The 18,855-nt window shown below is 72.4% G+C and carries 16 protein-coding genes; 7 read left to right on the forward strand and 9 right to left on the reverse strand.

Annotated features, from left to right (window positions below; translation table 11 throughout):
- Positions 1 to 177: 177 nt before the first annotated feature.
- A complete protein-coding gene (locus I003_RS0126260) occupies positions 178 to 441 on the reverse strand; it encodes a WhiB family transcriptional regulator (RefSeq protein WP_027774229.1) in 264 nt (87 codons plus the stop codon).
- Positions 442 to 1,059: 618 nt separating this feature from the next.
- On the opposite strand from I003_RS0126260, the gene I003_RS0126265 reads away from it, so the two are divergent.
- Genes I003_RS0126265 through I003_RS0126275 form a run of 3 tightly spaced genes read left to right on the forward strand, consistent with a single transcriptional unit; the run spans position 1,060 to position 3,986 of the window.
- The gene (locus I003_RS0126265; RefSeq protein ID WP_027774230.1) at positions 1,060 to 1,605 is read left to right on the forward strand and encodes a cysteine dioxygenase; all 546 of its coding nucleotides are present in this window, start codon (positions 1,060 to 1,062) and stop codon (positions 1,603 to 1,605) included.
- 24 nt (positions 1,606 to 1,629) lie between these two features.
- The gene (gene cofD / locus I003_RS0126270; protein WP_027774231.1) at positions 1,630 to 2,586 is read left to right on the forward strand and encodes a 2-phospho-L-lactate transferase; all 957 of its coding nucleotides are present in this window, start codon (positions 1,630 to 1,632) and stop codon (positions 2,584 to 2,586) included.
- Positions 2,583 to 3,986 (forward strand): coenzyme F420-0:L-glutamate ligase, encoded by a 1,404-nt coding sequence (locus tag I003_RS0126275; protein ID WP_027774232.1) that lies wholly within the window; start codon positions 2,583 to 2,585, stop codon positions 3,984 to 3,986. The genes cofD and I003_RS0126275 overlap by 4 nt, the downstream gene beginning before the upstream one ends.
- Positions 3,987 to 4,067: 81 nt before the next feature.
- Here the strand turns inward: I003_RS0126275 and I003_RS0126280 are convergent, their stop codons facing one another.
- The gene (locus tag I003_RS0126280; RefSeq protein WP_027774233.1) at positions 4,068 to 5,228 is read right to left on the reverse strand and encodes an LCP family protein; all 1,161 of its coding nucleotides are present in this window, start codon (positions 5,226 to 5,228) and stop codon (positions 4,068 to 4,070) included.
- A gap of 197 nt (positions 5,229 to 5,425) precedes the next feature.
- Between I003_RS0126280 and I003_RS0126285 the strand changes: the two genes are divergently transcribed.
- Entirely contained in the window at positions 5,426 to 5,956 is a 531-nt protein-coding gene (locus tag I003_RS0126285) for an acyl-CoA thioesterase (protein ID WP_027774234.1), read from the forward strand.
- Positions 5,957 to 6,188: 232 nt separating this feature from the next.
- On the opposite strand, the gene I003_RS0126290 is transcribed toward I003_RS0126285, so the two are convergent.
- Positions 6,189 to 7,607 (reverse strand): LCP family protein, encoded by a 1,419-nt coding sequence (locus I003_RS0126290; RefSeq protein WP_027774235.1) that lies wholly within the window; start codon positions 7,605 to 7,607, stop codon positions 6,189 to 6,191.
- Between the two features lie 227 nt (positions 7,608 to 7,834).
- Here I003_RS0126290 and I003_RS0126295 point away from each other — a divergent pair, with 227 nt between their 5' ends.
- Positions 7,835 to 8,866 (forward strand): glycosyltransferase family 2 protein, encoded by a 1,032-nt coding sequence (locus I003_RS0126295; RefSeq protein WP_027774236.1) that lies wholly within the window; start codon positions 7,835 to 7,837, stop codon positions 8,864 to 8,866.
- A 73-nt stretch (positions 8,867 to 8,939) separates the two neighbouring features.
- Here I003_RS0126295 and I003_RS0126300 read toward each other — a convergent pair whose 3' ends face one another.
- The 4 genes from I003_RS0126300 to I003_RS0126315 form a co-directional block, all read right to left on the reverse strand.
- A complete protein-coding gene (locus I003_RS0126300; RefSeq protein ID WP_027774237.1) occupies positions 8,940 to 10,664 on the reverse strand; it encodes an LCP family protein in 1,725 nt (574 codons plus the stop codon).
- A gap of 51 nt (positions 10,665 to 10,715) precedes the next feature.
- A complete protein-coding gene (locus I003_RS0126305) occupies positions 10,716 to 12,512 on the reverse strand; it encodes an LCP family glycopolymer transferase (protein WP_037721775.1) in 1,797 nt (598 codons plus the stop codon).
- A gap of 277 nt (positions 12,513 to 12,789) precedes the next feature.
- A complete protein-coding gene (locus I003_RS0126310; RefSeq protein ID WP_027774239.1) occupies positions 12,790 to 13,944 on the reverse strand; it encodes an LCP family protein in 1,155 nt (384 codons plus the stop codon).
- A 195-nt stretch (positions 13,945 to 14,139) separates the two neighbouring features.
- The gene (locus I003_RS0126315) at positions 14,140 to 14,886 is read right to left on the reverse strand and encodes a TIGR03089 family protein (RefSeq protein WP_027774240.1); all 747 of its coding nucleotides are present in this window, start codon (positions 14,884 to 14,886) and stop codon (positions 14,140 to 14,142) included.
- A 196-nt stretch (positions 14,887 to 15,082) separates the two neighbouring features.
- On the opposite strand from I003_RS0126315, the gene I003_RS0126320 reads away from it, so the two are divergent.
- On the forward strand, positions 15,083 to 16,021 hold the full coding sequence (locus I003_RS0126320) for a 3-methyladenine DNA glycosylase (protein ID WP_027774241.1): 939 nt from the start codon (positions 15,083 to 15,085) through the stop codon (positions 16,019 to 16,021).
- Between the two features lie 56 nt (positions 16,022 to 16,077).
- Here I003_RS0126320 and I003_RS0126325 read toward each other — a convergent pair whose 3' ends face one another.
- Both I003_RS0126325 and I003_RS0126330 read right to left on the reverse strand, forming a co-directional pair.
- Positions 16,078 to 17,247 carry an acyl-CoA dehydrogenase family protein gene (locus I003_RS0126325; RefSeq protein ID WP_199784357.1) on the reverse strand — a complete coding sequence of 390 codons (1,170 nt, stop codon included), beginning with the start codon at positions 17,245 to 17,247 and terminating at the stop codon, positions 16,078 to 16,080.
- Positions 17,248 to 17,331: 84 nt separating this feature from the next.
- On the reverse strand, positions 17,332 to 18,669 hold the full coding sequence (locus I003_RS0126330) for an LCP family protein (RefSeq protein WP_486584392.1): 1,338 nt from the start codon (positions 18,667 to 18,669) through the stop codon (positions 17,332 to 17,334).
- Between the two features lie 73 nt (positions 18,670 to 18,742).
- On the opposite strand from I003_RS0126330, the gene I003_RS35210 reads away from it, so the two are divergent.
- Positions 18,743 to 18,855, forward strand: a 113-nt coding sequence (locus tag I003_RS35210) for a Rossmann-fold NAD(P)-binding domain-containing protein (RefSeq protein ID WP_158689022.1), incomplete at its 3' end; no start/stop codon positions are given.

Below are 18,855 nucleotides of genomic sequence, written 5' to 3' on the forward strand. Positions count from 1 at the left end.
AGAGGGTCCCTCTGTCACGGGGCGACTTGCGGGAGGGTCCCCCGGCCGCCGCGGGGTTCCGCCGAGGTCACGTACGCCGTACGGGCGCCGGGCGCACGCCCGCGCGCATGTCCTCCGCCGCGCTCGCCGCGCCGGGCCCGCCCGGCGACCGGCCCGCGGCACCGGCCGCGGCGCCGGTCAGAGCGCCGCCTTCTTCAGCCGGCGCCGCTCGCGCTCGGACAGGCCGCCCCAGATGCCGAAGCGCTCGTCGTTGGCGAGGGCGTACTCCAGGCACTCGGACCGGACCTCGCAGGCGAGGCAGACCTTCTTGGCCTCGCGCGTGGATCCGCCCTTCTCGGGGAAGAAGGACTCGGGATCGGTCTGGGCGCACAAGGCGCGCTCCTGCCACCCGAGCTCCTCGTCGGTCTCCTCGACCAGCACCTGCTGGAACAGCTCGGTCATCTGCGCCCCTCGTCTTTGCTTCCCCGTGATGTTGCCGTTACTGAATCGCTTGAACGGACACGTGTGAAATTACAGATACGCCGCTCTGGCACAGTCAAGCCGGGATCTGCTATTGGACCTCTTATTCACCCTGCGGCACCAAGCCCTCGTGAATAGTGTTCAAATCGGCCAAGACCATGACAGGCGGATAGACCGCGATCCCGGCAGGCGCCCCTCCTGAGGGAAGACGATCGGGGCCACGGCGCCGTTGCCGCCCACCCGGCGAAGCGAAGAAGATCACAGTCACGTCACGGATACACAACGGCGCCCCGGCCCCGGGGGTCACCCTGCGGTTGGTCGCCGTCTCTCCGTACAACGGCGTGAATAAACCTTTCGCCACGCCCCGCAACCGGAAGGTGTGAATCCTCGCGGGCAACACGGACATCAGGTTGACAACCACCCCCCGGATCCGCTCTGCTGATCCGCATGTCGGGCCCGTGGCCGTACCGGCCGAGCGAGGAGTGTCCGAGCTGTTGTAGCCGCTGAGGCTCCAGCTCCGCTTCCTGCTGCCTGCCCCGCAGAGCACCGCCCCCTCTCCGCACTCCTCGCGCCTCACACACGCCAAGGACCCCCGCGCCCATGCTGAGCGACATCCAGATCGGCGGCGACCCGCTCGCCTTCCCCCATCTGCTCCCGCCCGCGCCCGCCCACCCCGTCACCGTCGCGGATTTCGCGGGCCTCGCCCGCGCGCTCGCCGCCGACCGGGCCGCCTGGGCGCCGCTCGTCGACTACGACCCCGTCACCCGCTGGTACCACCGGCTGCGCACCGGCCCCGGCTACGAGGTCTGGCTGCTGAGCTGGCTGCCGGGACAGCGCAGCGGGGTGCACGGCCACGGCCCGTCCTCCGGCGTACTCACCGTGCTGGAAGGGCAGTTGACGGAACGCGCGGACCACACCCCGCGCACCCTCACGCCCGGCGCGCTGGGGGCACCGCCCTCCCCCGCGAGGTCGTGGGGGAGGGTCTTCGCGCCGGGGTACGTGCACGAAGTCGTCAACGACGCGCTGACTCCCGCCGTCAGCCTGCACGTCTACTTCCCCGCCCTCACCGAGATGCCGATGCACGAGGACCGCCACGACACCGCGTGCTGCGCCCCCCGGGAGACGCACGAGCCCGCCCACCGCTGATCCCGGCCTGCAAGACTGGGGCCCATGCGCATCGTTGTACTGGCCGGTGGGATCGGCGGCGCCCGGTTCCTCCGCGGCCTGAAACAGGCAGAGCCGGACGCGGACGTCACCGTCGTCGGCAACACCGGCGACGACATCCACCTGTTCGGCCTCAAGGTCTGCCCCGACCTCGACACCGTGATGTACACGCTCGGCGGCGGCATCCACGAGGAGCAGGGCTGGGGCCGGGCCGACGAGACGTTCGCCGTCAAGGAGGAACTGGCCGCGTACGGCGTCGGCCCCGACTGGTTCGGGCTCGGCGACCGCGACTTCGCCACCCACATCGTGCGCACCCAGATGCTGGGCGCCGGCTTCCCCCTCAGCGCCGTCACCGAGGCGCTGTGCGACCGCTGGCAGCCGGGCGTGCGGCTGGTTCCGATGACCGACGACCGGGTCGAGACGCACGTCGCCGTCGAGTGGGACGGCGAGCGCAAGGCGATCCACTTCCAGGAGTACTGGGTACGGCTGCGCGCCTCCGTCCCCGCGCTCGCCGTGGTGCCCGTCGGCGCCGAGCAGGCCAAGCCCGCGCCCGGCGTGCTGGAGGCCATCGCCGAGGCCGACGTGGTCCTCTTCCCGCCGTCCAACCCCGTCGTCAGCATCGGCACGATCCTCGCCGTCCCGGGCATCCGCGAGGCCATCGCCGAGGCCGACGTGCCCGTCGTGGGTCTGTCCCCCCTCGTCGGCGGCGCCCCGGTGCGCGGCATGGCCGACAAGGTCCTGGCCGCGGTCGGCGTCGAGTCCACCGCCGAGGCGGTCGCGCTGCACTACGGCTCCGGGCTCATCGACGGCTGGCTCGTCGACGAGGTGGACGCGGCGGCGGTGCCGGCGGTGGAGGCCGCCGGGATCCGCTGCCGGGCGGTGCCGCTGATGATGCGGGACACGGACGCGACGGCGCGGATGGCCGCCGCGGCACTGGAACTGGCTCAGGAGGTACGGGCATGACGCCGGACGCGGATACGGGCGCCGAGACCGGCACGGCCACGGCCGCGGACGCGGGCGGCGCCGCGCCGCCACCTCAGTTCCGCGTACGGGCCCTGCCCGGCATCCCCGAGGTCCGCCCCGGCGACGACCTCGCCGCGCTCGTCGCCGCCGCCGCGCCCGGCCTCCCCGGCGCACCGCTCGCCGACGGCGACATCCTCATCGTCACCTCCAAGGTGGTCAGCAAGGCGGAGGGCCGGGTACGGCCGACGTCCGCGCCGGGCGACCGGGAAGACGCCATCGACGAGGAGTCCGTACGTCTCGTGGCCCGCCGCGGCCCGCTGCGTATCGTCGAGACCCGGCACGGCCTGGTGATGGCCGCCGCCGGCGTGGACGCCTCCAACACCCCCGCCGGCACCGTGCTGTTGCTCCCGGAGGATTCCGACGCCTCCGCCCGCGCCCTGCGCGCCGGCCTGCGCACCGCCCTCGGCGTCAACGTCGGCGTCCTGGTCACCGACACCTTCGGCCGCCCCTGGCGCAACGGCGTCACCGACGTCGCCATCGGCGCCGCCGGCGTCCGGGTGCTGGACGACCTGCGCGGCGCCCCGGACACGCACGGCAACGCCCTGGAGGGCACCATCGTCGCCGCGGCCGACGAACTCGCCGCCGCCGGTGAACTGGTCAAGGGCAAGGCCGACGGGCTGCCGGTGGCGGTGCTCAGCGGGCTGCCGCAGCTCGTCGCCCCGGCCGGCGAGGACGACGGGCCGGGCGCGCGGGCGCTGGTGCGCGAAGCGGCCGAGGACATGTTCCGCCTCGGCACCTCGGAGGCGGTCCGCGAGGCGGTGACGCAGCGGCGCACGGTGCGCGAGTTCACCGCCGAGGCCGTGGACCCGGCGGCGGTGCGGCGGGCCGTGGCCGCCGCCGTGACGGCGCCGGCGCCGCACCACACGACGCCGTGGCGGTTCGTGCTGCTGGAGACGCAGGCGGCGCGGACGGAGCTGCTGGACGCGATGCGCGAGGCGTGGATCCGGGACCTGCGGGAGCTGAGTCACTTCACGGAGGAGTCCATCGCCAAGCGGATCCGCCGCGGCGACGTGCTGCGCAAGGCCCCGTATCTGGTGGTGCCCTGCCTGGTGATGGACGGCTCGCACACCTATCCCGACGACCGGCGCAACGCCGCCGAGCGGGAGATGTTCGTCGTCGCCACCGGGGCCGGGGTGCAGAACTTCCTCGTCGCGCTGGCCGGCGAAGGGCTGGGGTCGGCGTGGGTGTCGTCCACGATGTTCTGCCGGGACGTGGTCCGCGAGGTGCTGGACCTGCCGGCGGACTGGGACCCGATGGGCGCGGTGGCCGTGGGCCACGCGGCGGCCCCGCCGCGGCAGCGCCCGCCGCGGGCGGCGGAGTCGTTCACGGTGGTGCGCTGAGCCCGCGGCGGACCCCGGGCGGTACGACGACGGGACCCCGGCCCGCCGCGGGCCGGGGTCCCGTCCAAGTGATCAACTTGGTCACTTGGCCGACACGGTGACCTTGTCGTCGTTCTTGAGCTGCTCGAAGAGCTTCTCGGCCTTCGGCTCGTCCAGGAGCTGCACCGAGCCGAGCGTCGGATCGTTGCCACCGGAGACGACCGGCAGGTTCATCTGCTTGCCGTCGCCGCCCGAGACGCCCTTCATCGCCCAGAACATCTGCAGCACGTTGAACAGGCTCATCTCCTTGTCGACGATGAGCGAGTCCAGGCCGGCGCCCATCGTCGGGTAGAGCTTGAACGGGTTCAGGACCGTCGTCATCTTCGCGGACTCGTCGGCCAGCTTGGACAGCAGCTTCTGCTGGTTCTTCGTCCGGTCCAGGTCGCCGCCCGGCAGCGCGTACCGGTTGCGGACGAAGGCGAGCGCCTCGGCGCCGTCGAGCTCCTGGCAGCCCTTCTCGAAGTCGGCGCCGGAGTTCTTGTCCTTGACCGCCTCGTCGAAGCACATCTCGACGCCGCCGAGTTCGTCGACGATGTTGGCGAAGCCTCCGAAGCCGATCTCGGCGTAGTGGTCGATGTGCAGCCCCGTGAGGTTCTCGACCGTGCGCACCAGCAGCCACGGGCCCTCGATGGCGTAGGCGGTGTTGAGCTTCTGCTGCTGCTCCGGGATGCGATTGCCGCTCTCCGAGCCGGTGAAGGCCGGGATGGTGACCTTCAGGTCGCGCGGGAGGCTGATCATCGTGTTCCCGTTGTCGCCCTTGTGCAGGATCATCATCGAGTCGGTGCGCTTGCCTTCGACCGAGCCGGTGTGCAGCTCGTCCTGCCGCTCCTTGGACAGGCCCTCGCGGCTGTCGGAGCCGACGATGAGGAAGTTCGTGCCGTCCTGGTCGCCGGGGCGGTCCTCGACCATGCTGAGATCCACCTCGCGGCGCAGCTTGGAGTCCGCCCAGAAGTACGTGGCGACGGGAACGACTATCAGGAAGACGAGCGCCACGATGACGCCGATCTTGACGCGCTTGCGCCAGTCCGGCGGCGGCTTGCCGTAGCCGCCGGCCTGACGGCCGCCGTCGTCGCCGTACGGACCCGGGGGCTCGCCGCCGCCGCTGCGGTAGACCTGCCCCTCGTTGTAACCGTCGTCGTACGCACCGTGGTCGTCGTAGCCCCGGGATCTCTGCGGCGGCACCCCGCCGCCCACGACGGGCATGACGCGGTGGGGCTCCGGGTCGGACGCGCGGCTGCCGCGCCCGTACCGGTCCCTGCTGTCTGCAGTCCATCCCTCGGGCCAGTCACTCATGCGGGAAGTGTGCCCTGCCCGCCCGGCCGACCTGAAGGGGGGTTCCGAATCGGGCCGGGCTTGTAGCGGTTCTGATGCACAGCGGCACGCCGCATACAGTGACACACATGAACGATCAGGCACGCCCCGCGGCGGGCGAGGCGAAGCCCACCTCGGCCTCCCGCACCACGCTGTCGTCCATCATGACGGCGAACGACGCGAACCTCCTCGGCACCGTGCACGGCGGCGTGATCATGAAGCTGGTCGACGACGTGGCGGGGGCGGTCGCCGGGCGGCACTCCGGCGGGCCCGCGGTGACGGCTTCGATGGACGAGATGGTGTTCCTGGAGCCGGTGCGGATCGGGGACCTGGTACACGTCCTGGCGCAGGTCAACTGGACGGGACGGACCTCGATGGAGGTCGGGGTGCGGGTGATGGCGGAGCGGTGGAACGAGTCGACGCCGGCGAAGCAGGTCGCGAGCGCGTACCTGGTCTTCGCCGCGGTCGACGACCGGGGCCGCCCGCGCCCGGTCCCACCGGTCGCACCGGAGACCGAGCGCGACGCACGGCGCTGCCAGGAGGCCCAGATCCGGCGCACCCACCGGCTGGCCCGCCGGCGCGCGATCAAGAATCTGCGCGAGAAGCGCGAGACCGCCTGACGGCGGACGTGACGGGCCGGGCCGGCCGCGGCACGGAGGGGCAGGAGGGCGGCGCACCGGAGGGGGCGGCTCGCGACCCCGGAGGCAGCGGGCGAAGCACGCCGGGGCGGCGGTGGCCCCGGAGGGCGCACGCCGTAGTGAACCGCGTACGCCCGGGGGACGGCGCGGTGCCGCACACCGGCCCCGCGCAGCACCGCAGGACCGCGGATCCGACCGCCCTCCCCGGGGTGCGCTACGTACAGAGGACCTCGTCGCCCGTGACCGCCGACCAGACGTCCGCGCCGTCCAGGATCGGGTCGGCGGGCCGTACCCGGTGGACCCCCTCGTGATCCGCGCCCAGCGTGACCGTCATGAGCGGGCCGTGGCCGCGGTGCGGGCTCAGCTTCGCGTGCGGGAGGGCGGCGGCCAGGGAGCGGGCGGAGCGGCCCCACGCCGGGTCGTACGTGATGACCGTACGGTCCGTCGGCACCGCCGTCGTGGGGGCCCCGGTGGTGGCGAAGCCGGTGCGGGCCAGCGACCGGTCCACCCGGCCGCCGAGGCCGTTGTGCGAGGTGCCGTTCGCCACCTGCACCCGGACCTCCCCCGGCGGCACCTCCACCGGCGTCACCCTCCCCTTCCCCTCCTCCTTCTCCTTCCGGCCGTGCGGGGCCCCGCCGCGCTCCGTGAGCGGCCGGTCCTCGCGCAGCCGGTCGAAGAGCCGCCTGGCCCGCTCCTCGTCCCACCTCACCGTCGCCCCGACCCCCGGCACCTCGTGGTTCGTGTCCGCCACCGGCACCGTCGCGAACTCCGACGAGCCCGGTGAGAACCCGTGCAGCGCCTTGCCCAGCGCGAACACCGCGCCGCTGTCCAGCGCCGCGTCCGTCCGCACCGACCCGAGGAGCGTCGAGCCGACCTCGCGGAAGCGCAGCGGGTTCATCAGGCCGCTGGTGCCGGTGAGCTTGTCGAGGACGGCGGCCAGGAAGCGCTGCTGGCGCTTCATCCGGCCCATGTCGGAGGCGCCGTCCAGATGCCGGGCGCGTACGTACGCCAGCGCCTCGCCGCCGTCGAGGTTGCTGGTGCCGGCGGGCAGGTCGAGACCGGAGTACCTGTCGCGCAACGGGCGCTGGCTGCACACCTGCACGCCCCCGACCACATCCACCGTCTTCATGAACGCCGCGAAGTCGATCTCCACGTAGTGGTCGACGTGCACCCCGGACAGCTTCTCCACGGCCCGTACGGTCAGCGGCGGGCCGCCGTGCGCGTACGCGGCGTTGACCTTCGCCGGGTGCGCGGTGCGCCGCTCGCCGAGGGCGCGGTTGGTGTGCGGCGGCAGATCGACGTAGCTGTCGCGCGGGATGCTGACCACGCTCGCGCGCCCGCGGTCCTTCGACAGGTGGACGAGCATCAGCGCGTCGGCACAGTTGCACGGCTCACCGCCCAGGCGGTACTTGTGCCGTTCCTCCTCGCTCACGCTGTCGCGCCGGTCGACGCCGGCGACGAGGACATTGAGCCCGCGGCCCTCCCGGGGCCGGTCGGTGATCCCGCCGAAGGCGTCGACCCGGTGGATGCCGGATCCGAGGGAGCCGAGCGTGACGTACCCGGCCCCGCCGGCGGCCAGCAGCAGCAGGGACAGTGCGGTGGCGATCCGCAGACCCCAGCGTCGGCGCTTCACGGACGGGGCTGGCACGGTGGAGGGACCTCCGCGGGGCTCGGGTGCGGGCGTCGGCTGGTGCGTACGAGTGCGTGCAATCGCGCGTCTGTGGCGGGGCGGCAGGCGGGCGCGGTCCCGACCACGGTAGGGACGCGGACGCCGGCCTTCCCCGCACACGCCGTCCGTACGCCCGACGCCACCCTGCGGGCACGCCCCGATCCCCCGTTCGCGGTAACCTGAGCGGCGCTATGAACGACTCTGCGACGCCCCCCGCGGTCTCCGTGATCATGCCGGTGCTCAACGAGGAGCGGCATCTCCGGGAGGCGGTGCGGCACATCCTCGATCAGGACTACGCGGGCGACCTGGAGGTCGTCATCGCGCTCGGCCCGTCGACGGACCGGACCGACGCCATCGCCGCCGAGCTGGTCCGCGAGACCGCGGACGGCGCGCGCTGCCGGGTGCGGACCGTGCCGAACCCCACGGGCCGTACGCCCGCCGGGCTCAACGCCGCCATCGAAGCCTCCTCGCATCCGGTCGTGGTGCGCGTCGACGGCCACGGCATGCTCTCCCCCGGCTATATCTCCACCGCCGTCCGGCTGCTGGCCGAGACCGGTGCGCAGAACGTCGGCGGCATCATGCACGCCGAGGGCGAGACGAGCTGGGAGCAGGCCGTCGCCGCGGCGATGACCGCACGCATCGGGGTGGGCAACGCGGCGTTCCACACCGGCGGGGAGGCGGGGCCCGCGGACACCGTGTATCTCGGTGTCTTCCGCAGGGAGGCCCTGGAGCGGCAGGGCGGTTACAACGAGGAGTTCATCCGCGCCCAGGACTGGGAGCTGAACTTCCGGATCCGCTCGGCGGGCGGGGCCGTCTGGTTCTCGCCGGAGCTGAAGGTCTCGTACCGGCCGCGGCCGACCCTGCGGGCGCTCGCCAAGCAGTACAAGGACTACGGCCGCTGGCGCCGCGTCGTCGCCCGCTACCACAAGGGCTCGATCAACCCGCGCTACCTCGCGCCGCCCGCCGCCCTCGCGGGGATCGCCGCGGGGGTGCTGGTGACGCCGCTGACACCGCTGGGGCTGGCGATCCCGCTCGCGTACGCCGTGGGGATCGTGGCCGGCTCGGTGCCCGCGGGGCGCGGGCTGCCGGTCCGCGCGCGCCTGCAGATCCCGGTGGCCCTGGCCACGATGCACATGTCGTGGGGCTGGGGATTCGTCACCAGCCCGCGGTCGCTGGCGCAGAAGGTGATCGCCAGCCGCCGCCCGGCGGTCACGCCCGGCTGATCGGCCCGGCCTCCCCGCCTGTACCCCGCCGGTTTCCCACGGCCCCCACCGCGGTCGCGGTCGGGGCCGTGGATCACCAGGTGTAGGCCGGGTTGACGTCCATGCACGCCTTCTTGTTGCTGCCCGCCAGCGGGTTGGAGCTCTCCGGCGCCTTCTCCGGCTCCGTCTCCTCGCCGTCCTCGGCGGCCCCGCCCGCGGCCGGCGGGTAGGCGTCGCCCTCGCGCCAGTCGGCGCCGACGACCAGCGTCACCTCGTCGACGCCGCTGGACTGCTTCACCGCCCGGTCGGGCAGCCCGATCGCCTTGGCCACCGCCAGGGCGTTCGCGTGCTGCTCCTCGGTCGCGTACGAGACGGTGGTGTCCGCCTGCGACTTGGGGGTGGCGTCGGTCGCGGCCTGGGTGAAGCCGTCGCCGACGAGCACCTCGGCGATGGCGCCGGCCCGGCCCGTGACCGGGGCGTACATGGTGGTGCCCGTGCCGTTCTGCACGACGACGGGGATGTCCGCCTTCGGCTCCGCCTGGGCGACGAGGTCGTCCGGCTTCTCCTTCTTGGGCTTGTCCTTGCCGTCGAAGGCGACGTCGTTGCGGATCATCGACCAGAGCTGCGGCGCGTCCTCCTCGTTGGGTACGACGTGCGCGTTGTTCTGCGGGTCCGGCACCCAGGGCATCGTCGTCATGGTGATGCGCTCGGCCGGCACCCGCTTGATGTCGTTCCCGAGGTCGTACAGCTTCTTCAGCGAGCCCAGGCCGTCGTCGACGGTGAGCGCGTTGGTCGCCGCCTCGGCCAGCCGGCGCAGATTGCCCGGGTCGGTGAGCTTGGCACCCTCCTTGAGCTGGCGGGCCATCGCGTTCATGTACTGGTGCTGGGCGTGGGTGCGCCCGATGTCGCTGCCGTCCTCGAAGCCGTGCCGGGTACGCAGCCACTGCAGCGCCTGCTCACCCTTGATGGTCGTCTCGCCCTCTTCGAGACGCAGCCCGGAGTCCTTGTCGTAGACGTTGTCCCGTACGCAGACGGGGACGCCGCCCACCGCGTCGGCCATGCTCACCACGCCGGCGAAGTCGATCATCATGAAGTGGTCGATGGAGACGCCGGTCATCGCCTCCCAGGCGGCGACGGTGCAGCCGGGGCCGCCGTGCTGGAGGCTGGTGTTGATGGTCTCGCTGGTGGTCTCGGGGTAGACGGTGCCGTCGTCGGGGTCGGTGCACTCGGGGATCGTCACCCGGGTGTCGCGCGGGACGCTGACGACGGACATGTTGCTGCGGTCCGCGGAGACGTGGAGCAGCATCTGCACGTCGGCGAGCGGCTTGCGGCCGCGGTCGGCGTGGGCGCCGCCGAGGCGGACGTTCTCGTCGGAGTTCCGGCTGTCGGACCCGAGGAGGAGGATGTCCAGCGGGGTCTGCCCCTCGGCGTTGGGCTGCTTCTCGTCGAGCTTGTTCTTGCCGAGGTTGAGGGGATCCTTCTCCAGGTTGTTGTTCAGCTCGCGGTAGTAGAGGTAGCCGGCCCCCGCGGTGCCGAGCAGGAGGAAGGCGACGATCCCGAAGAACCAGCGGGCGACGCGCAGCCCGCGGCGGGGCCGCGGCGGGCCGCCGCCGGGACCGTCCAGGTGGCCCTCGGGGCCGTCGCCGGGGCCAGGTCCGTGGGCGCCGTCGTGGTGGTCGTCGGGGTGACGCGCGTAGCCGCGCTGTTGCGGCATGCCCGGCGCGCCCGCGTCCTCGTAGAGAGTGTCGTCCCAGCCGAGCTCGCGGGCTCTGTCGGAGTGATCGCTCGCTCCGCTACCGCGGACGTTGCTGCGGCGCATGGGGCCTCCTGGTGGATCGCGGACGTGCGGTGTCCAGTCCGCACGTCCGCCTCACTTCGCACAGACGTTCTTGTCGTCGGCCTTGACGTTCTGCACCCCCTCGGGCGCCTTGTCCGGCGCCTCGACCGGGGTGCCCGGGGCGGCGAAGTCCTCGCCGAGCGTGAGCGTCATGGCCCCTTCGGCCCCTGCGTTCTCCCCCGTCTTCTTCATCGCCGACTTCGGCAGTCCCATCATGTCGGCCAGCCGTGCCGCTTGTTCGGCCTGGTCAGGGCCGTACTCAAGCCGGGTCTTGGGCAGGTCGTCCGGCGCGTTGCCCGCCTCGGCGGCGTAGCCCACGCCCTCGTCCAGCAGCCAGGTGGCGGTGGCCGAGGCCATGCCGGACTCCCCACCACCGTTGACGACGTCGACCCTCACCTCCCCGGGCTCGGACTTCTTCACCGGTTTGCCCTTCTTGCCCTTCTTCGCCCCGTCGAACGGCTTGTCCGCGTCCAGCAGCTTGAAGAGCGGCTTGGCCTTGGCCTCATCCATTACGACGGTTGCTTCGTCCTCAGGGTTGTCCAGAACCGGCAAGGTCGCGAAAGTAATCTTGTCCTGCGGCACTTTCTTGAGGTCGTTGGCCAGGTCCATGAGCTTCTTCGCACTGCCGATGCCGGAGTCGACCGTGAGGGCCTTGGTGGCGACGTCGGCCAGCTCGTAGAGCTTCTTCGGATTGCTGAGCGAGCCGCCGGACTTCATCTTGCGAATGAGCGAGCTGAGGAACTGCTGTTGCAGTTCGATACGGCTCAGGTCGCTGCCGAAGCCGACCGAGTAGCGGGTGCGGACGAAGGCGAGGGCATCCTCGCCTTCGATCGTGTGCCGGCCCGCGGGGAGGTTGAGCTTCGACTTGGAGTCGTTGATGTCCTCGGCGAGGCACACCTCGACGCCGCCGACCGCGGTGGACAGGTCCTTGACGGCGTTGAAGTCGGCGAGGATGAAGTGGTTGACGTCGAGATCGGTCAGTTTCTCGACCGTCTTCCAGGTGCAGCCGGGGTCGCGGCCGAACTGTCCCAGGCTCTCGTTGAACTTGGTGCCGTACGTGCCCGGGATGGTCTTCCAGCTCCCGTCCTCCTGCTTGGTCTTGCAGTCGGGTATGTCGGTGATCATGTCCCGCGGGATGCTGAGCGCGGTGGCGTTGGAGCGGTCCTCGGAGACGTGGAACAGCAGGGTCGTGTCGGCGTGGCCGGGGCTGTTCACGTCGCCGTAACTGGTGTTGCCCTTGCCGGTGCGCTTGTCCGTGCCCATCACGAGGATGTTGACGGGCCCGTCGACGACCGCCGCGTGGTCCTCGCCGGCGACCTCGACCTTGTCTATGTTGCCGTTGAGCTTGCGGTAGATGACATACGCGGCGGTGCCGACGGCGAAGAGCACGACCGCGAGGCCGCCGGAGACCCAGATCAGCGCCTTCTTCTTGCGGCTCTTGCGGGGCTTGGGACGGCGGCGGCTGCGCGGCCCTTCGGAGCCGGACCCCGCTCCCGTGCCCGCGCCGCCGGAGCCGCCGGAGCCGCCCGCCGCGCGGCGGCGGCGCTGGGACGGCAGGCGCGGCTCCTGCGCGTGCTCGGGGGCTTCCGCCGGCGAAGCCTGGGACTGATGGCCGCCGGGCTGCGGGTGCGCGTGCTGCTGCCCGGGGGGCGCGCCGCGGTGGGGCTGAGCGTTCTGCTGCGGAATGTACTGCTGGGGCTGGCCGCCGTACCCCTGCGGGGCGTGACCGTGCGGACCCGGTGCGTGTTGGCCGGGGGGCTGGGCTCCCTGTCTGCCCGGGATCTGCGGGTCGAGACGCAGTTCGTAACTGCCGGTCTCCGGATTGAACACCCACTGATCGGCCGGGTCGACCTCGCCGGCGTGTCCACGGCCTCGCCCATCCACGGTCGCTTGGGTCCCTCACATCGCTCGGTCAGCGCCTCCCCCGGTCGGCGCCCGGTCTTCCTGCCATATGCTCGACGACCGCCCTGTCAGGCGGCCGGTCGGCTCACACTAGCCGCCTCTTTCGACGACTGGCGACGCCCGTGACAAATTCCACGCACTCGTAACAGGACATCCCGCGCATCACCTGCATCCACCGTGCCCCCCTTGCGCGATTTGATCCGTTCTATCGGCAGATGTCATCCCCAGGGGTCGTGTCCCTGAACACCGGGGCCGCGCCGGAGCCCCGCTTCCGCTCGGCTTTCCCGCCCTCCGAGACGAAGCGCACGACGCTGTCGGCGCGCAGCGCCGCGAACAGCTCGCCCGCCGCCGGCTGCACCAGCTCGTCACGGTTGGAGTCGAGGCGGTACGGACGGCGCGGCACGGTCAGGAAGTGCACGCGCTCCCGCGGCACGTCGCGCACGCCGCGTACGAGGTCGTACAGCTCGGCGAGGGAGGACAGCCCCTCGTCGGCGGTGAGCGCGGAGGTCACCGCGTCCAGCAGCGGGGCCAGCCGCAGCGGGTTGAACAGCACGCCGTTGCTCTGCATCTTGTGGACGAGCGAGGCCATGAACTCCTGCTGACGCTGCATGCGCTGCGTGTCGCTGCCGCCGCCCACGGATTTGCGGGTCCGTACGTAGCCGAGGGCCCGCTCTCCGTTCAGCGTCTGGCGGCCCGCGGGCAGCCGGAGCCCGGCCGAGGTGTCGTGCATCGGCGCCGGCAGGCACACCCGCACGCCGCCGACCGCGTCCACGACCTCCTTGAAGCCCTCGAAGTCGACGATGACGTGGTGGTCGACGCGCACCCCGACGAGCTTCTCCACCACGCGGATCGTGCAGGCGGCACCGCCGTAGGCGAAGCTGAAGTTGAACTGGTTGACCTGCTTGCCGCTCGTCCCGCCGCCGGGGCGGCGGCAGTCGGGGATCGTGACCATGAGGTCCCGGGGGATGCTCACGGCGGTGACGCTGTCGCGGTCGCCCGCGAGGTGCAGGAGCACGGTGGTGTCGGAGCGTTCGACGCCGGTGTCGTGGCCGTAGCGGTCGGTGCCCGCCCGGGAGTCGGAGCCGATGAGCAGGATGTTGGCGGCCCCGCCGGCGGCGGCCGCGGGGCGGTCCTCCTCGTAACGCTGCAACTCGCGGGCGGTGGCGGAGTCGACGGTGATGTTGCTGTCGAAGCGCTGGTAGAGGTACCAGCCGACGCCGGAGACGGCGAGGGCGAAGAGGGCGAGCCCGGCGAGGAGGCGGCTGACGAGGACGCGGCGGCGGCTGCGCGGGCGGGACCGGCGGGAGCCGGCCGGATCCGGCGAAGCGCCCTCCCGCGGGCCGGTCTCGTCCGCGCCCATCCCTCACATCCCCTCGGCCGGTGTCCACCTGTGCGGACGGCCGGGCACCCCGCGGTCGTACGGCCCGCCGCATGCGGTACATCGCATCACGAATGAGGCGTTATGGGCGATAACTTCACCCGCGCGCGTCGCTCGGGGCAGCGTGACGGGACGAAGCGCCGGGGACGGTGCTCGTGGGGCGGCGCGTTGAGCCGTCTACGGCGAGACGCGCTCGTCGGCCCTGCGCTTCTCCTGCTGCTCGGGCGAGAGCCTGTCGAGGTACGGGCAGAGCACCACCCCGGCGCCGGCCGCCAGCGGCGCGTAGAGCCCTGCGGAGAGCCCCTCCCACGTGTCGTAGCCGAGAGTCGAGAGCGTGCGGGAGCCCGGCGCCAGCGCGCGTGATGCGGCGTCCGCCCGGGCGCGTGCGACCAGCTCGGCAGCGGTGAGCTCCGCGCCCTGCACGTCGAGCGCCGGCGCGTCCGGGTCGGCGGCGGCGTACGGCTGGAAGCGGTCGCCCTGGCCGGGCACCTCCACGGCGTAGTCGAGGAAGCCGTCGGGCGGCTGCGGGAAGCGGGCGCCCAGCGGGCGCAGGCTGAGCGCGATCCGCTCGCCGGTGCAGGCACGGGCCCGCTCCAGCGCCTCCGGACCGCTGACGACGAGGTCGGCGGTGGCCGGGTCGGGGTCGGCGGGCACCGCGGTGACGCCGGTCGCGGCGCAGGCCAGCAGCCAGACGGCGGTCTGCCAGTGGGCGGGCAGGAGCAGCGCGAGACGGTCGCCGGGCTCGGCGGCGAGGTCCCCCTGGAGGAGGTTCGCGGTCTTGGCCACCCAGTTGACGAAGGTGGCGACGGACAGTTCGACGCGCTCGCCCGTGGTGTCGTCGTAGTACGTGACCAGGGGGCGGGCCGGGTCGGCGGCGAGTGCGGCGTCGAGCAGGGCGGCGGGAGTGGCGGCGGTGGGGTTCATCGCCGCCAGGTTACGCCGTCGCGGTACCCCGTCCGGCAGCGGCAAACGGGCAGCGGTGAGGGGTGTGGAAAGGATGCGTCACAGGTACGTACGTTCTTCGTCGGTCATCGCAGAGTCCGCCGCCGCGCTGCTCTCCCTCCGGCCGGTGACCGGCCGCCACCGTGGTTGTCGGAGGCGGGCGCTAGAGTCGTGCGACATGCCCGCCGCCCCCGACCACCGCGTCCGTACCCGGACCTGGGCACCTGAGGGCCCGTACGACCTGGGGCGCACCCTGGGCGTGCTGCGGCGCGGCCCCGGCGATCCGGCCTACCGCGTCGCGGACGGCGCGATCTGGCGCGCCAGCCGTACCCCCGCGGGCCCCGGCACGCTGCGCGTCGCCCCGGCGGGCGGCGCGGTCGCCGCCGAGGCGTGGGGCCCGGGCGCGGACTGGCTGCTGGACGGCCTGCCGGCGCTGCTGGGCGCGAAGGACGACCCCGGGCCGTTCACACCGCGCCACCGGGTCGTGCACGAAGCCCGCCGCCGCCACCCCGGACTACGGCTGATCCGCACCGGGCTGGTGCTGGAGTCGCTGATCCCGTCGGTGCTGGAGCAGAAGGTCACCACGGACGAGGCGTACCGCTCCTGGCGTCTGCTGCTGCACCGCTACGGCACCCCGGCCCCCGGCCCCGCGGGGGCCGGCCTGCGGATGCGGGTGATGCCGGACGCGCACGGCTGGGCGATGATCCCGTCCTGGGAGTGGCACCGCGCGGGCGTCGACGGCAAACGCGCGGCGGCGATCGTACGGGCCGTCCGCCGCGCCCGCGCGCTCCAGGCGGCGGCGGACATGGACCTCGACGCCGCCGTACGCCGCCTCACCGCCATCCCCGGCATCGGGCCGTGGACGGCGGCCGAGACCCTCCAGCGCGTCAACGGCGCGGCCGACGCGGTCACGGTCGGCGACCTGCACCTGCCCCGCATCGTGGGCTACACCCTGGCCGGCGAACGCGACGCGGACGACGCCCGCATGCTTGAACTGCTCGCCCCGTACGAGACCGGGGGCCAGCGCCACCGCGCCACGCGCTACATCTGCCTCCTGGGCCGCATGCCCCCGCGGCGCAAACCGAAGGCCGCCATCCCGGACATAGCCCGCCTCTGACCCGCGCGGCGGCCGTGCCGCCCCACCCGCCCCGCTCCGGGGCGGGTGTCCGGACGTCAGGGCAGGTTGCGGGCCATGACGATGCGCTGGACCTGGTTGGTGCCCTCGTAGATTTGCGTAATCTTGGCGTCGCGCATCATGCGCTCCACCGGGTAGTCCCGCGTGTAGCCGTAGCCGCCGAGGAGCTGGACGGCGTCGGTGGTCACCTCCATCGCCGTGTCGGAGGCGAAGCACTTGGCGGCGGCACCCTGGAAGGTGAGGTCCGCATCGCCGCGTTCGGACTTCGCCGCGGCGGCGTACGTCAACTGGCGTGCGGCCTCGATCTTCATGGCCATGTCGGCGAGCATGAACTGCACGCCCTGGAAGTCCGCCACCGGCTTGCCGAACTGCTTGCGCTCGCGGACGTAGCCCTTCGCGTAGTCGAGGGCCCCCTGCGCGATGCCCAGGGCCTGGGCGGCGATGGTGATGCGGGTGTGGTCGAGGGTCTTCATCGCGGTGGCGAAGCCCGTGCCCTCGTCGCCGATCATGCGGTCCGCGGGGATGCGGACGTTGTCGAGGTAGACCTCGCGGGTCGGGGAGCCCTTGACGCCGAGCTTCTTCTCCGGGGCGCCGAAGGAGACGCCCTCGTCGGACTTCTCGACGACGAAGGCGGAGATGCCCTTGGAGCGCTTCTCCGGGTCGGTGACGGCCATCACGGTGTAGTACTCGGAGACGCCCGCGTTGGTGATCCAGCGCTTGACGCCGTTGAGGACGTAGGAGTCGCCGTCGCGTACGGCACGGGTCTTCATGCCGGCGGCGTCGGAGCCGGCCTCGGGCTCGGAGAGGCAGTAGGAGAACATCGCCTCGCCGCTCGCCAGCGGCGTCAGGTACTTCCCCTTCAGCTCCTCCGAGGCGGAGAGCATCAGGGGCATCGAGCCGAGCTTGTTGACGGCGGGGATGAGGGAGGACGAGGCGCAGACGCGGGCGATCTCCTCGATGACGATGACCGTCGCCAGCGCGTCCGCGCCCGCACCGCCGTACGCCTCGGGGACGTGGACGGCGTGCAGGTCGTTGGTGACGAGCGCGTCCAGCGCCTCCTGCGGAAAGCGCGCTTCCTCGTCCACTTCGGCCGCGAACGGCTCGATCTTCGCCTCGGCGAGCGAGCGTACGGCGTCGCGGAGCATGTCGTGCTCCTCGGCCGGGCGGTACAGGTCGAATTCGGGCGCTCCTGCCAAGGCTCTCTCCATTCCCGCACATGCTCATTACCGTTGAGTAGTTCCGATGGTATGCCGTGCGCGGCGAGCGGACCTACGTGACGTTGGTGACAGGGCTCAGGGTGCGGTGGTGCCCAGGCGGTCGGTCGGGTACTTCTCCACGTACTGCGCCATCGTGTCGTTGCGCATGGCCTCCCACAGCGGGGTACCGGCCTTGTCGTCCAGCAGCACCACGGACTGGCCGTCGATCATGTCGAGGCCCGCGACGGGGGCGTTCATGAACACCAGGTCGTCGGAGCGCACGCCCTTCATGTCCCACATCAGGTCGCGCATCGCCCCGTCGGAGAACCGGTCGTCGACGCTGACGGTGGCGGTCACCGCGTCCAGCAGCCGCTTGACCCTGAGCGGGTTGGAGAAGTTGTCCGCGGACATCGTCTCGGTGAGGACGGCGCGCAGGAAGTTCTGCTGCCGCTGGGTGCGGTCGAGGTCGCCGCGGGGCAGGCCGTGGCGTTCGCGTACGTAATCGAGGGCGGTCCGGCCGTCCATGTGGTGGGTGCCGGCGGTCCACTCGCCGCCGCCGTTGCGGCGCGGGGTGGTCTCGTCGATGGTGATGTCCACGCCGCCGACGGCGTCGGTGAGCCGCTTGAAGCCGCTCCAGTCGATCACGGCGAGGTGGTCGATCTTGACCTTCGTCATGCGCTGCACCGTGTCGATGAGCAGCGGGGGGCCTCCGTAGGAGAAGGCGGCGTTGAGCTTGGCGTCGCCCCGGCCGGGGATGTTCACCCAGGAGTCGCGGGGCAGGGAGACCACGTAGCCGCCGTCGCGCCCCTCGGGGAGGTGGACGAGCATCATCGTGTCGCTGCGCTGGGCGCCGGGCTGCCAGGTGTGCTCGCCGGCGCCGTCGCCGGTGAGCGGGAGGTCGGAGCGGGCGTCGACGCCGATGAGCAGGTACGTTTCGCCGCCCTTGGACGGCGCCGGCTGGTGCTTGTCGGGGACGTCGGTCGGGAAGGCGTTCGGGATGCGGTCGACGCGGCCGGTGTAGTGCTCGTACGCCCACCAGAGACCGCCGGCGGCCAGGAGCACGCCCGTGACGAGCATGATCAGGGCGCCGAGGAGCACCTTGCGGCCGCGGCCCATGCGGCGGCGGGGCGCGGCGTGCGAGGGGGCGTCGCCCGGGCCGGCGGGGTCGTCGGGACGGCCGGGCCCGTCGGGGCCGGTGGGGTGGGCGGCCGGGTCCCGGCCGTCGTCTCCCCCGGGCACGTCCGTGCCGGTCCCCGGACCGTCCGGCGCGAACGCCGCGTCGACGTACGCCGCGTGCGCCGCCGTCGAGGTGTCCGCGGCGTACGGTGTCTCCGGTCCGGGGGCGCGGGGTGTGCCGGGGTCGTCGGTTCCGCTGCCCGCTCCGTCCAGATGCCGCCTCGCCACGATCCCCACTCCCTTTTGCTGCACGCTCATGAGTCAGACTCCGCACCGGGGCCCATGGTTGCCCAGGTGGGGTGTGTCACAGCCCGCCGTTATGCTCGGGACCATGACCTTGAAGATCACGGTGATCGGCACCGGCTACCTCGGTGCCACGCACGCCGCCGCGATGGCGGAGCTGGGCTTCGAGGTGCTCGGCCTGGACGTCGTCAAGGAGAAGGT

This window comes from Streptomyces sp. CNQ329 (genome assembly GCF_000482585.1).